10 protein-coding genes and 1 pseudogene are annotated in these 12953 nt (G+C 63.6%); 5 read left to right on the top strand and 6 right to left on the bottom strand.

Annotated elements, in window-relative coordinates:
- Nucleotides 1-2189: pseudogene (locus tag AC07VU_RS27810) on the top strand (lipase family protein).
- Nucleotides 2190-2392: 203 nt separating this feature from the next.
- Here the strand turns inward: AC07VU_RS27810 and AC07VU_RS27815 are convergent.
- On the bottom strand, nt 2393-3415 hold the full coding sequence (locus tag AC07VU_RS27815) for a helix-turn-helix domain-containing protein (protein ID WP_457276437.1): 1023 nt from the start codon (nt 3413-3415) through the stop codon (nt 2393-2395).
- A 79-nt stretch (nt 3416-3494) separates the two neighbouring features.
- On the opposite strand from AC07VU_RS27815, the gene AC07VU_RS27820 reads away from it, so the two are divergent.
- On the top strand, nt 3495-4361 hold the full coding sequence (locus AC07VU_RS27820) for a phytanoyl-CoA dioxygenase family protein (protein WP_495030853.1): 867 nt from the start codon (nt 3495-3497) through the stop codon (nt 4359-4361).
- Nucleotides 4362-4509: 148 nt separating this feature from the next.
- Here AC07VU_RS27820 and AC07VU_RS27825 read toward each other — a convergent pair whose 3' ends face one another.
- Nucleotides 4510-5319: an isocitrate lyase/PEP mutase family protein gene (locus AC07VU_RS27825; protein WP_053261274.1), complete on the bottom strand. Its 810-nt coding sequence runs from the start codon at nt 5317-5319 to the stop codon at nt 4510-4512.
- Between the two features lie 436 nt (nt 5320-5755).
- Here AC07VU_RS27825 and AC07VU_RS27830 point away from each other — a divergent pair, with 436 nt between their 5' ends.
- Entirely contained in the window at nt 5756-6505 is a 750-nt protein-coding gene (locus AC07VU_RS27830) for an SDR family NAD(P)-dependent oxidoreductase (RefSeq protein ID WP_495030854.1), read from the top strand.
- Here the strand turns inward: AC07VU_RS27830 and AC07VU_RS27835 are convergent.
- Nucleotides 6502-7479 carry an AraC family transcriptional regulator gene (locus tag AC07VU_RS27835; RefSeq protein WP_495030855.1) on the bottom strand — a complete coding sequence of 326 codons (978 nt, stop codon included), beginning with the start codon at nt 7477-7479 and terminating at the stop codon, nt 6502-6504. The genes AC07VU_RS27830 and AC07VU_RS27835 overlap by 4 nt on opposite strands.
- A gap of 108 nt (nt 7480-7587) precedes the next feature.
- Nucleotides 7588-8481 carry a LysR family transcriptional regulator gene (locus AC07VU_RS27840; RefSeq protein ID WP_495030856.1) on the bottom strand — a complete coding sequence of 298 codons (894 nt, stop codon included), beginning with the start codon at nt 8479-8481 and terminating at the stop codon, nt 7588-7590.
- A 149-nt stretch (nt 8482-8630) separates the two neighbouring features.
- On the opposite strand from AC07VU_RS27840, the gene AC07VU_RS27845 reads away from it, so the two are divergent.
- Together AC07VU_RS27845 and AC07VU_RS27850 are read left to right on the top strand one after the other, a co-directional pair.
- Nucleotides 8631-9404 (top strand): SDR family NAD(P)-dependent oxidoreductase, encoded by a 774-nt coding sequence (locus AC07VU_RS27845; RefSeq protein WP_495030857.1) that lies wholly within the window; start codon nt 8631-8633, stop codon nt 9402-9404.
- 45 nt (nt 9405-9449) lie between these two features.
- A complete protein-coding gene (locus tag AC07VU_RS27850) occupies nt 9450-10757 on the top strand; it encodes an MFS transporter (RefSeq protein ID WP_495030858.1) in 1308 nt (435 codons plus the stop codon).
- Nucleotides 10758-10871: 114 nt separating this feature from the next.
- Here AC07VU_RS27850 and AC07VU_RS27855 read toward each other — a convergent pair whose 3' ends face one another.
- Both AC07VU_RS27855 and AC07VU_RS27860 read right to left on the bottom strand, forming a co-directional pair.
- A complete protein-coding gene (locus AC07VU_RS27855; protein WP_274306801.1) occupies nt 10872-11285 on the bottom strand; it encodes a CBS domain-containing protein in 414 nt (137 codons plus the stop codon).
- Between the two features lie 298 nt (nt 11286-11583).
- Nucleotides 11584-12813 carry an MFS transporter gene (locus AC07VU_RS27860; RefSeq protein WP_495030859.1) on the bottom strand — a complete coding sequence of 410 codons (1230 nt, stop codon included), beginning with the start codon at nt 12811-12813 and terminating at the stop codon, nt 11584-11586.
- Nucleotides 12814-12953: the final 140 nt, after the last annotated feature.

Here is a 12953-nt window from a genome sequence, read left to right on the forward strand (position 1 = left end):
ATGACTACTTTGGATGAAGAGCTGAAGCACCCGCTAAATAACCGCATGTTTACCTGCCCTGCTCAAGGTAAATGGACCAGCTTTCAGTTAGTGGATGAGTTTGGCGAGGGGGCTCCATACGCAGGGCTGTCCTATAAAGTCATCGATACGGAAGGCTACACGTACACCGGAAAGCTCGATAGCACGGGCAAAGGCAAAGTAGACAATCATTTTGCTGGTCCAATAGCGTTAATCATCGAAGAGCAATATCAAGGACAGGAACTAACCTATGTGCGCCGTATGCAAAGACCACATTACCCACTTCCAATAACTGAACTTCAAGTTCGCGCCGAGCAAACCCGTTATTTTCATAAAGACGGCTCACGGACCCAAAGCAACCCGGCGCAAGCCTGTGCGGATTTCTTTTGCCAAGTCGAAGTTCGTCATTTGGTCGAACATGTTGCGCATTTACCACCTGAGGTCGAGTGTCACTACCCACTCCGTCCGGCATGGGCCAAGCTGATGCAGGAGCATGGCGAGCGTGGTGTCTGTCTGCTGCCCAACAAGCACAACGTACTGGAGGTTCGCCCTTTACGGGCCTTGCGCCCGATGCTCTCCACCGATTCGCAGTTCTGTGCGCTGAATCTGTATCAACTCGCCATCATGGCCACCTTGAGCTACAACCCGTTTGGCCAGGAGCCGGATAAGGCACCGATCACGAAGAAGACCGTAGGTTTCCTACAGAAACCCAGTATGGGTAACTGGTTTGGCGACGCCCTGGCCAAGTTCGATGAAATCTGGAAGGTGGACCCTGGGCAAGCCAAGGCGTACTACCCGTTGTATGAAGACGTGCCGTACTCCAAGCGCCCGGAGATCGTGCCGTTTGACCCTGACCTTTATCCATCGAATAGCCCGGATTTAGAAGAAGAACAAGAACATCCAGCCAAATTTCATTTTCTTGATGATCGTAACCAAATTGATAACACCGACACCCAAGCGTTTATCACGCATAACGATGAGTTGGTCCTGATTGCAGTACGCGGCACCAATGAGAAGTTCGCGGATGGGCTCCGCGATGCTGATGCGTTTCAGGTTCCATTTACACAAGGTGTGGGCAAGGTGCACCGAGGATTCTATGAGGCCGCACTGAAGGTCTATAGCCTCACGCTCAAGTATCTTGAAAGGTTCTACACCGGACAGAAACTGATCATTTGCGGCCATAGCCTGGGAGGGGCAATTACCTTGCTGCTCTCTGAAATGCTGCGCCGTCAGAAAGAATATGAAGTCGACATCGTGCTGTACACCTACGGCTCCCCAAGGGCTGCTGACGCGACCTTCGTAAAAGGTGCTGCCGATTTAGTGCATTACCGCATGGTCAACCATAACGACCCAGTGCCCAGCGTGCCGGGGACCTGGATGAACACCAAGGCATCTGTCTATGGCACAGGGGCAGCCTTGACCTTCGTCAACGTCCCCTTGGGTCTCTCGGTGTTCGTAGCAGGTATTACTAACCTGAGCGGAGAACCCTATGAGCATCACGGGAGGTTGTACCACTTCTTTCCAGTAGACCTGGGTGGCCAGGAGAAATCCGCCATCCTCTGGGAGCCGGGTTGCGACACCATTACCCAGCATGCGGCCTGCACCCTGGCCATTCAACAGAACAAGGGATTGCCTGAAAGACCGGGCTTGATTTCGCAGATTCTTGACGGGGGGAATCATTCAATGGTCGGCGGCTATATCCCTGGTTGCTGGGCGACATTGCGACGCTGGCAGGAGGCCCTGGAGCTCAAGCGTTCGCGAGTGACCGATGGAGAGGTCGAACGGGTCAAGGGCGACCTGACAAAAATCACTGACCAACTGCGCCTCAAGCGCCGCATGCTCAACGGTAACCCTGGTCCCTATGCCCGAGCCCATGAACTGACCATCGAGGCGCGCTCAATCGCGAGGTCGATAAAGTGCAAATGACCCTCGAACGTTTGGAGACCCTGCGCCGAGTGACGATTGACGAGAAGTTTGTTTATGGGTCGGTCTCAACACAGCCTGACCTGCTGACCGAGAGCCTGCCTCGCTGGAATGCCCACCCGGAAAACAGAGTGGCCGAACAACTGGCCATGGCCCCCACTGCAGATGCTGATGATGGTCTGTTGGCTTCAATCTACGGACACACCATTGGCGCACCACACACGCTTGATATTGATTCAATCGTCTAATGACAGAGCAGTAGCAGGCAACGCGCGACGAAATAGTTGCCTACACAATCTCCCACTCGAATCTCTACGGTTTAAGAGCCCTTCAAGAACCTTCGCCACGATCTCAACGGGCACTCCAGCGCCGTAGATGTCAAAAGTAATCGCCCTCGAAGTGTGCCCCATCACCGCCTGAACTTGAGTCGTGGAACCCCCTTTGTCCTGCATCACCCGCGCCGGCCGCCACGATAGGCCCCCGGTGGCAGCCCGGTCCACTGTTTGAAGGCGCGCTGGAAGGCGCTGGGTTCCGAGTAGCCCAGGCGTTCGGCCAATTTGGCGACGCTCACCGAGCCGCGGGCGAGCAGGGTGCAGGCCAGGTCCCGACGCAATTCATCGCGCACCCCGAGGAAGGTCACGCCGAGCGCCGCCAGCCGGCGGGCCAGGGTCTGCCGCGAAATGCCCAGGGCCCTGGCCGCCTCGAGTTCCGACAGCCCGGCAAAGGGCTCGGCGGCGCACAGTAAGGCGCGCAGGTGGGCGTCGAAGCTGGCCAGCGGGCCGGGGGCGATCACCGCCGGCAACAGGTGGCGGGCGAAGCGCGCCGCCTCCGCCGGCCGGCGCATCAGCGGCGCCTGCAGGTTCACCGCCGGCAGCTCCAGCCATGCCTGCGTGGCGAAACCAGGTTGGCGGCCGAACAGAAAGCGCGTTTGCGCGGTGAAGCCGCCGAGGTGCCCGGGCAGGACGATCCGCCGCAGCGGCAGGGTTTCGCCGGTGAGCCAGCTGCCGGTGTGCCAGAGCGCCAACAGCAGCATATGCGGCCAGAGCACCGAGTCGGTTTGCGCCCCGGGGCGCGGCGTCAGCACCAGGCGGGCAATCCTGGCGTGCTTTTCCAGGCGCCAGGGCGGCGAATCGTCGAACAGCTTGTAGAAGCGCGCGGCCTCTTCGAAGGCATCGGCCAGGGTCGGCAGGTGCACCAGCAGCCGCAGCAATTGCTCGAAGCTGCCCGGCGGCACGGTGCGGGCGAAGAAACCCAAGGCTTCGTCGGCGCCGACGCCCACGGCCAGGCGACTCAAGGCGCGGTAGTTGAGCGGCGCCACGCGATAGCCGTCGCGCAGGGCCTCCCTGGGCAAGTCGCAGCGTTCGAGCAGCGCGGCGCGTGCGTCGGCGTCGAGACGCAGTTGCCCCAGCATCTCGCGCACAAAACGCGCGGGAATGGTCGGGGCGACGATCCAGTGCGGGTAAGGGCGGGTCATGTCAGTTGAGGCAAAGCGTCATTGGCGGCCACTCCAACGTCCTGCAGATTGATACGACCCACTCCCAAGGAGCCAGTCGATGACAACAACAACCTTGCCCGAGCGGCACGACTACATGAGCAACGGATGCGCCAGGACCTATCGATCGACCGCCGGTACCCAGCCCGCCGTGCCCGCCGCGCAACTCGACGAGCTGATGGCCCGCCTGCAACGCGACGGCTTCGTGGTGCTCGAACGGCTGTTCGATGAGCAGCAGGTTAGTCGCATGCGCGAGGATCTGCTGGGACGTTTCTGCCAGACCGGGCGCAACTCGTTCGAGGGCGCACGCACCCAGCGGTTGTATGCGGTGATTGCGAAAACGCGGGTCTGCGATGGGCTGGTGGAGCACCCGCTGATCCTGGGCCTGCTGGACCGACTCCTGGCGCCCAATTACCTGCTGTCGCAGCTGCAGGCGATCAATATCCTGCCGGGCGAGTGCGCCCAGCACCTGCATTACGATGATGCCTTCTATCCCATGGCCCGCCCGCGGCCGGCCTATGGCGCGGCGACGATCATGGCCCTGGACGACTTCACCGGCGACAACGGCGCCACCGTGGTGATTCCCGGCAGCCATCTGTGGGACGGGCGCCTGCCCACCGCCGCCGAACAGGCCGCCGTGCTGCCGGTGGTCATGCCCAAGGGCTCGGTGGTGTTTTTCCTCGGCACCCTCTGGCACGGCGGCGGCGCCAATCGCAGCGGCGCGCCACGCCTGGCGCTGACGGCGCAGTACTGCGAACCCTGGGCGCGCCAGCAGGAGAACTTCATCCTGTCGACCCCGCGCCATGTCGCCCGGCAATGCAGCGAACACATCCAGCGCATGCTCGGTTACTCGATCCACGCGCCGTTCATGGGCATGGTCAATGGCATGCACCCCAAGCGCATGCTGGACGATCCGGATGCTCGCTGAGCCGTGACCAAGAACCAGGCCATGGCTCGAATACGCAAGGCCATATCGCCTGACCCGGGCGGCCAGGCGGGGGACGCTGCGTGGCGATCCGCGGAGCGTCCCGGCGTTCAGCCCAAAGCGGGCCTCGAACGGGGCGGCGAGGGCGCCGTCACGCGGTTTTGTCCGCCATCAAGGCATTCAACTCGCCATAGGTATGGGCCTTCAAGGCATGGGTGTCGAGCTGGCCGCTGTCGAGGAAACTGCGGGCCAGCGTGGCCATGGCGCCATACAGGAACTCGGCGATGCTCGAGCCGGCGCTGAGGCGTCTTACCCCGAGCCGCTCCAACTCGTCGGGGGCGGGCAAGCCATCCCGGGACAGGAGGTTGACCGGCAGTCGGCTGTCCCGGCACACCGCGGCGATTTCCTCGGCGTCCACCACGCCGGCGGCAAACAGGCCATTGGCCCCGGCATCGGTATACAGCGCGGCGCGCTTGAGCAGTTCTTCGAGCCGCTGTTCGGCGGGGAACAGGTTTTTCAGGTAGACGTCGCTGCGCACGTTGATGAACAGGTTGACCCCGCGCTGGTCCGCCACCTTGCGGGCGACTTCGACCTTGCGCACCAGCAGCTCGGGGGAGCCCAGGCCGTCTTCGATGTTGATCCCGACCGCGCCGGCGGCGATGACCGCGTCGATCGTCTCGGCGACGCGCCCGAGGTGATCGGAGTAGCCACCCTCGATGTCCACGGTCAGCGGCACGCTGAGCACGCGGGCCATCGAGTGCACCGTGCTGCGGAGCAACTCCAGGGGCAGCTTGTTGCCATCCTGGTAGCCATGGGACCAAGCCACCGCCGCGCTGCTGGTCGCCACGGCCTTGCTGCCCAGGCGTTCGACGAGACGCGCGCCGCCGGCATCGGTGACGTTGGCCAAGACCAGCAGGCCTTGCTGGTGAAGGTTGTGGAAAGCGTTATCCAGTGTCGTCATGAAAATCCAGATCCTTTGAAAGTCCTGCTTATGGATGAGGGCCAACGGCATCACGGCTATCGGCCCGTTCACTGTGCTGAAGCACTCTGCCCGATCATTGCTGCCTGGAAAGGCAACCCGGCCCCCTCGGCAGCGCTATAGCTTAGGCCAGGCAGGAGAGTTTGGTTTCAATGATGTTCATGAGCACAAGGAGCGCAGTGGAATGTGTGGGGTTTATGCATGAGTCGAGCCGCGCCTGCCCGGAGGGCATGGACCTGGCCCGCGACCATTTCCGGCCGCGCAGGTCTTCCCGCTACCCCTGGACGATGGCGAAGCTATTTTGGAGGACCGGCTATTACCCGTTCGTGGCGTCGCTCATAAGCTGGGTTTGTCGACCAAAGGCCAGTTGTTCAAGGCCTGGTCAGCGTTTCTGAACCTGCAAGAGAAGCACACGAGAATGAAAAGACTGCACAAGAAAATCGCCCTGGTCACCGGCTCGTCCAAAGGTATCGGCGCCGCCATCGCCAAGCAGCTGGCCAGGGACGGCGCCACGGTGATCGTCAACTACAGCCGCGGTCGCGAAGAGGCCGAGCGGGTGGTCGAAGAGGTCCTGCAGGCGGGCGGTCGCGCCCATGCCATCCAGGCGGATGTCGCCAATGCCCTGGAAGTGAAGGCGCTGTTCAAGGCCATCGCCCATGAGCACGGCCATCTCGATATCCTGGTGAACAACGCCGGCGTCTATTCCACCGCGCCCCTGGCCGAGATCGATGAGCAGGAGTTCCACCGCCAGTTCAACCTCAACGTCCTGGGCCTGATTCAGTGCACCCGCGAAGCGGTCGGGGTGTTCAACCCGGACGGCGGCAGCATCGTCAACATCAGCTCCAGCGTCACCTCGTTCACCCCGGCCCATTCGACGGTCTACACCGCCTCCAAAGGCGCGGTGGACGCCATCACCAGGACCCTGGCCAACGAACTGGGGCCGAAGAACATCCGGGTCAACTCGGTCAACCCCGGGCTGGTGGTCACCGAAGGCGTGCATGCCAGCGGCTTTTTCGAGGATGCCTTCCGGCAGAAGATCGAAGCCATCACCCCCCTGGGGCGGATCGGCAAGCCCGAGGACATCGCCCCCGCGGTGGCCTTCCTCGCGTCCAGTGACGCCGGGTGGATCACCGGCGAAATCCTGGTGATCGGCGGCGGTCTGCACTAAACCTTGGAAGCAGCCTCGACATCAGCCTTGAGATCAGCCTCGACGGCGGCCGACTGCTCGCGCTGGTACTGGCGTGGCGAGTGCGACATGACCCGCTTGAACGCGGTGCTGAAGGCGCTCTCCGATTCATAGCCCAGGGAAAACGCGATGGTCGCCACCGAGTCGCTGGAGTTTCTCAGGCGATCGCCGGCCAGCAGCATGCGCCAGTGGGTCAGGTATTCCATTGGCGCGGCGCCGACGATCTGTTTGAAGCGCAGGGCAAAGGCCGAGCGCGACATGGCCGCCAGCCGCGCCAGCTGCTCGACTGTCCAGCGTCGCGCCGGAGCGGCGTGCAGGGCGCTCAGGGCGGCGCTGAGGTTGCGGTCCGCCAGGCCGAAAAACCAGCCCATGTCATCGCGGTCCAGGCCGTTGCGTTCCAGGGCAGCGAGGTGGGCCCGCAGCACCTCGACCAGCATGATGTGCGCCAGGTGTTCGTTCATCAGCGAGCGGCCGGGCCGCTGCTGTTGCAGTTCGGCGGTAAAGCGCTCCAGCGCCCAGCGCAGGATCGACGCCTGCGGCGAGTGGCCCTGCACATGCACCAGCGAGGGCAGGGTACTGAGCAGGAACCGGGTGGGGATGCCGGTGAAGTCGAAACGCCCACCCACCAGTTGCACATCGTCGCCGCCGTAATCGAGGGTGAGTTCGTCCGGGGCCGGGGTTTGAAAGAAGCCTGCGGAATCCATGGCCGGCACGGACAGATCGCTGGACAAGGTAAAGGGCAGGCCCCGGGTCATCAGGAAACAATCGCCTTGCTGGAGGTGCTGCGCCGCGGGTTCGCCACTGACCTTGACCCAGCAGCTGCCCTTGACCACGGCCGTGAACTTGATGCCGGCCCGGCTGGGAAAGTCGAAGGCCCAGTCGCCGCCCAGCTTCAAGGCCGCCGAATGGTAGTTACGGATTCTCAGCAGCGAAAGGACACCGGAAAGCGGATCCATGGGGCACCTTTTTGGACGATTGGCAAATTTGAACCAACTTTAGCATGCCGATAATCCTGGAGCGGGGCTGCCAGGAGGAAATCCTCGGTCCAGGGTTGTCGCCGAAAATCATTGCCCGCGGCCCTGAAAGAACACGTCGCCGATCACCCCGAACACGGTGCTTTTCAGGGCATTGTCCAGTTCCACCCAGGCCAGGCCGGTGGTCGCCCGGTAGTCCCCAAGCTCCAGGGGGCGGACCACGACGTTGGCGGGTACTGCCCGCCCGGCGTGGGCAGGCAGCAAGCCAATGCCGAGCCCGGCGGACACCAGGGCGAGCATGGTGGTGAACTCGCCCAGTTCCGCGGCGACTTCCAGTTGCCGGCCATGGCTGTTCAGCACTTGCATCAGTTGATCGTGAAAGCCCGGGGCGTAACGCCTGGCCAGGATCAACACCGGCAGTTGCGCCAGCGCCGCCGGTTGCAGGGTGGCGCGCGAGGCCAGCGGATGATCGCTGGGGAGTGCGACCATGAAACGCTCCTGCAACACCTCGCGGGTCTGGATGCCGGGAATGATCGCCGGCAGGCGCATCAGGCCGAAGTCCAGCTGGCCGTTTTTCAGCGCCGCGGCCTGGTCCGGCCCCGGCATGTCCTTGAGCTCCAGCTCGATGCGCGGGAAGCGCTGATGCAGGGCGCGGATCAGCGTCGGCAGGAACTCCGGCAGTACCGAGGAAACGAACCCCAGGCGCACGCGGCCGATTTCCCCACGGCCCGAAGCCCTGGCCACATCCATCGCGTGAGCCGCCTGATGCAAGGTCACGCGGGCCTCGGGCAGGAAGATCGCCCCGACCTCGGTCAGTGCCACGGCGTGGCGGTTGCGTTCGAACAGGCGCACGCCCAATTCCTCCTCCAGCAGCTTGATCTGCATGCTCAAGGCCGGCTGGACGATGGCCAGCCGTTGCGCCGCGCGGCCGAAATGCAGCTCCTCTGCCAGGGTCACGAACGAGCGCAGGTGTTTGATTTCCATCGGGCGACTCCAGGCTGAAAACGATTCGAGGCGGTGATCACGAAGGTTGATTACCAGATCACCAATGACGATTGGACAGCACCCGCCAGCTGCGTTGAAGTGCCCGCAAGGCCCCTTTAAAAAACAGCGGCCGTCTTGTGGAGAAAAGCATGTCATTCAATCCCGGTTGTTTCCAGCTGGATGGGAGAAGGGCCCTGATCACTGGTTCAGGCAAGGGCATTGGCCTGGAACTGGCCCGGGGCCTGGGCGCCGCCGGCGCCAAGGTGGTGATCAACGATCGTAATAGAGACAAGGCCCAGGCCGCTGCCCGGCAGTTGCGCGACGAGGGCATCGGCGCGGAGATCGCGGTGTTCGACGTCACCGATCGCACTGGGCTGTTCGAGGCCATAGACACCTTCGAGGCGCAGGTCGGGGCCATCGACATCCTGGTGAACAACGCCGGCATCCAGCGGCGCGCACCGCTGGAGGATTTCGTCGCCGAGGATTGGCACGCGCTGATGCGGGTCAACCTGGACGGGGTGTTCCATGTGTCCCAGGCCGTGGCGCGGCACATGATCGGCCGGCGCCGCGGCAAGATCATCAACATCTGTTCGGTGCAGAGCGCGCTGGCCCGGCCGAGCATCGCCCCGTACGCGGCGTCCAAGGGCGCGGTGAAGATGCTCACCCAAGGCATGTGCGCCGAATGGGCGCGCCATGGCATCCAGGCCAACGGCCTGGCCCCGGGCTATTTCGCGACCGAAATGAACCGGGCGCTGATCGACGACCAGGGGTTTTCCCAATGGTTGTGCAAACGCACGCCGGCCGGGCGTTGGGGCCGGGTCGAGGAGCTATGCGGCACGGCGGTGTTCCTGGCCTCGGCGGCCTCGGACTTCATCAATGGCCAGACGATCTTTGTCGACGGAGGATTGACCAGCGTCGTTTGAGCCCCGCACCCATACCTGAAAAACAACAACAAACAGGGGACACCCATGAGCCATCTCAACGAACCGGCACTGCCGCCGCACACCCGCGACCAGGCCGGGCATGCGCCAACCACCGCCACGGGCTTCGCGCCCAGGCGCTGGCTGTACCTGATTCCGCTGATCTTCATCACCTACAGCCTGGCCTATCTGGACCGGGCCAACTATGGCTTCGCCAGCGCGGCGGGCATCGAGCAGGACCTGGGCATCAGCAAGAGCACCTCGTCACTGATCGGCGCCTTGTTCTTCCTCGGCTACTTCTTCTTCCAGGTACCCGGCGCCATCTACGCGCAGCGCTACAGCGTGCGCAAACTGGTGTTCTGCAGCCTGATCCTGTGGGGCCTGTGTGCGATGGCCACCGGCCTGGTGACCAATATCCCAATGCTGATGGTGATCCGGGTGTCGCTGGGCATAGTCGAAGCCGCGGTGATGCCGGCGATGCTGATCTTCATCAGCAACTGGTTCACCCGCCAGGAGCGCTCGCGGGCCAATACCTTCCTGGTACTGGGCAACCCGATCACGGTGCTGTGGATGTCGGTGGTCTCGGGCTACCTGATTCATGCCTGGGGCTGGCGCGAGATGTTCGTCATCGAAGGCGCGCCGGCGGTGCTGTGGGCGTTTGTCTGGTGGCGCCTGGCGCGGGACAAGCCCGAGCAGGTCGACTGGCTGAGCCGGCAGGAAAAAGACCGCTTGGCCGCCATCCTCGCCGAGGAACAACAGGGCCTGAAGGCCGTGCGCAACTATCGCCAGGCCTTCACCAGCCCGCTGGTGATCCAGCTCTGTGCGGTGCATGCCTTATGGAGCATCGGCGTCTACGGTTTCATCATGTGGCTGCCGACCATCATCAAGCAGGCGGCCGCCACGGACATCGTCACGGTCGGCTGGCTGAGCGCGGTGCCTTATGTCGCCGCCGTCGCCGCCATGCTCGCGGTGTCCTGGGCCTCGGACCGCTCCGGGCGGCGCAAGTCGTTTGTCTGGCCGCTGCTGGGGGTGGGCGCGCTGGCGTTCTTCTGTTCGTACTTGCTGGGGCCATCCCATTTCTGGCTGTCGTTCGCCTTGCTGACCGTCGCCGGCGCCGCGCTCTACGCGCCTTACGGACCGTTTTTCGCGCTGATCCCGGAAGTGCTCCCGGCCAATGTGTTCGGCGGGGCGATCGGCCTGATCAACGCCTGTGGCGCGCTGGGTGCCTTCGTCGGCTCGTGGATCGTCGGCTATCTGATCGGCCTCACCGGCAATCCCGGGGCGGCCTATGTGTTCATGACCCTCGGCGTGCTGTCTTCGGCGCTGCTGATGGCCGTGGTGAAGGTCCGGCGTTGAGATCACGCCGGGCGACGACAGAACCCGGGGCCGACGGCTGCCTCGCCATTGCGCCGGCCCACCGGGTAGATACCGGCCGTGGCCGCTCGGCCACAGCCGTCTGGGGCCAGGCTATCAATGGGCCTTGGCCACGCCCTGCAGCACCGTGCTGTTGGCCTGGCTATCGTGGGCCTTGACGATATTGCCCAGGGACACCACGCCCACCAGGCGTTTCTGGCGATTGACCACCGGCAGGCGCCGCAGCTGGATATCGGCCATGTTGCGGGCCACTTCGTCGACCTCCTGGTCGTCGAAGCAATAGCGGATGTCATTGCTCATGACGCTGCTGATCGGCATATCGCAGCTTTGGCCTTTGGCCACGGCACGAATGACGATATCGCGGTCGGTGATCATGCCGACCAACCGGTCCTCGCTGTTCACCAGGATCGCGCCGCTGTCGATGCTGGCCATCATGTTGGCGACTTCCCGCAGCGTCTGTTCGGGGCGTGCGGTCTGTACGTTACGGGTCATGACTTCAGAGATCTTCATCATGCTTCTCCTCGAAAGGCCGGGCCGTGGTGGCCCGGCATGAGAGGCAAGGGCCGGAGCCCTTGCACGGTGGGGCTCAACGATCAGCTACGTCCTCCACGGGCGCCGCCGGGCTGGCCGCCTTTCTTGTTGGCGTCCGACGCTTTCTGCCGGCACTAATTGGGAGTGCCGGTATTTTTCAAAAGTTGAAATTTGTTCGGTGGCGTCCGACGAGTGGTTAGCCGCTAGGACAGGGCCTTCGAGGGTGCGTTCTGTCCGTCTTCGGCAAAGGTTTCTGAACGCCGCTCACCAGCCCCGATCAAGCGTGCTCGGCGCCTGCGACAAAACGCGTACGGCAAGCCAAGGCGAACAAGGCCAGGCCAATGACCAGGAACAGCCCGAGCGCGAGGTGGCTGGCGGTGACGATGCCGCAGGCGTCCACCAGCAGGCCCATGGGCACCGGCGTGGCGTTGAACAGGTAGACGGTGGCGTAGAAATACGCAATCAATTTGCCGTGGCTGTGCCGGGGCGCCAGCTGGTTGACCAGGCGGGCATTGCCGACGAACAGCGCGCCATAGGCATAGCCACCGATCGCCAGCCCCGGCAGGGCGAGGTACAGGGCCTGGCTGTAGCAGGCCAGGAGCAGGACCAGCAATGCCAGGCATTGGCACAGCCAACCGCTGAGCAGCACCTGGCGCGCGTCCATGCGCTGGCAACAGAGCTGGCTGATGCCGGCGATCAGCAGATAGGCCGAGACCACATAACCAAAGATTCCGCGGTCCTCCAGGCCGAACACCTGCTGCGCCACCTGCGGGCCGATCACGAACACGCAGGCGGCGAAGGACCAGCTGAAGAACACACTCCAGGCGCACAGGTGAAAGGGCAGGCCGATGCCGCGCAAGGCTTGCCTGAGGCTGGCCGGGCGGGTGTTTGCCACCGCGGGTGTCGCCGCATCGCTGGCCGCCCGGGATGGCCAGAGGATCAGGGTCGCGACCGCCGAAGCCAGGCCGAGCGCGGCGATCAGCCAGAAAGGCGCTGCCAGGGGGCGCAGGTCCAGCTGCAACGCCGCGCCGCTGACCAGCGGCCCCAGGGCCAGGCCTGAAACCATCGCCAGGGTCGCCACCAGGGCCGGCAACTTGTCGTTGTGCCCCGGGTTGAAACGCACCAGCGCCACATTCACCGCCGCGGTCATCACCCCCGACCCGAGGCCGGCCAGCAACCGCGCCGCGCACAACGGGCCCAGGGCGGTGCCGTGGGCAAAGGCCGCGGCACCCACCAGCACCAGCAGGCTGGCGGGGACGAACAGGCGGCGCAGGTCGCTGACATTGCCGGCGATCCGCGCCATGGCGACAAGGGCGATCAGTACACCGATGCCATAGGCGCCGAAAATCAGCGTCAGGTCCAGAGCGCTCAGATCGAACTGCTCTTTGTAGAAGGGGTAGAGCGGCGTCGGAGCACTGCTGTTCATCAGGGGCACCATCAAGGACAGCGCCAGGCAAAACAAAAAGCTGCTCGAACGCCGGCCACCGGCAAGCGTGGATGCGGGCATAAAGGTATGGGGTCCGTTGAGTATCGAGGTGAACGTCAGGGCGTCGGTTCGGCGCCGGCAGGCTGCTGCGAACCGGCCAGCAAATGATATCGGGCACGCCGCCGGGCACCATACGCGAAACCCCGGAGTTTGTTGGCCGG

The organism is Pseudomonas sp. GW821-FHT02B10 (assembly GCF_059421865.1).

Coding starts and splice junctions, on each gene's coding strand:
- AC07VU_RS27845 (WP_495030857.1), top strand. CDS start 8,631: ATGTCATTCAATCCCGGTTGTTTCCAGCTGGATGGGAGAAGGGCCCTG.
- AC07VU_RS27825 (WP_053261274.1), bottom strand. CDS start 5,319: ATGACGACACTGGATAACGCTTTCCACAACCTTCACCAGCAAGGCCTG.
- AC07VU_RS27815 (WP_457276437.1), bottom strand. CDS start 3,415: ATGACCCGCCCTTACCCGCACTGGATCGTCGCCCCGACCATTCCCGCG.
- AC07VU_RS27835 (WP_495030855.1), bottom strand. CDS start 7,479: ATGGATCCGCTTTCCGGTGTCCTTTCGCTGCTGAGAATCCGTAACTAC.
- AC07VU_RS27830 (WP_495030854.1), top strand. CDS start 5,756: ATGAAAAGACTGCACAAGAAAATCGCCCTGGTCACCGGCTCGTCCAAA.
- AC07VU_RS27850 (WP_495030858.1), top strand. CDS start 9,450: ATGAGCCATCTCAACGAACCGGCACTGCCGCCGCACACCCGCGACCAG.
- AC07VU_RS27820 (WP_495030853.1), top strand. CDS start 3,495: ATGACAACAACAACCTTGCCCGAGCGGCACGACTACATGAGCAACGGA.
- AC07VU_RS27860 (WP_495030859.1), bottom strand. CDS start 12,813: ATGCCCGCATCCACGCTTGCCGGTGGCCGGCGTTCGAGCAGCTTTTTG.
- AC07VU_RS27840 (WP_495030856.1), bottom strand. CDS start 8,481: ATGGAAATCAAACACCTGCGCTCGTTCGTGACCCTGGCAGAGGAGCTG.
- AC07VU_RS27855 (WP_274306801.1), bottom strand. CDS start 11,285: ATGAAGATCTCTGAAGTCATGACCCGTAACGTACAGACCGCACGCCCC.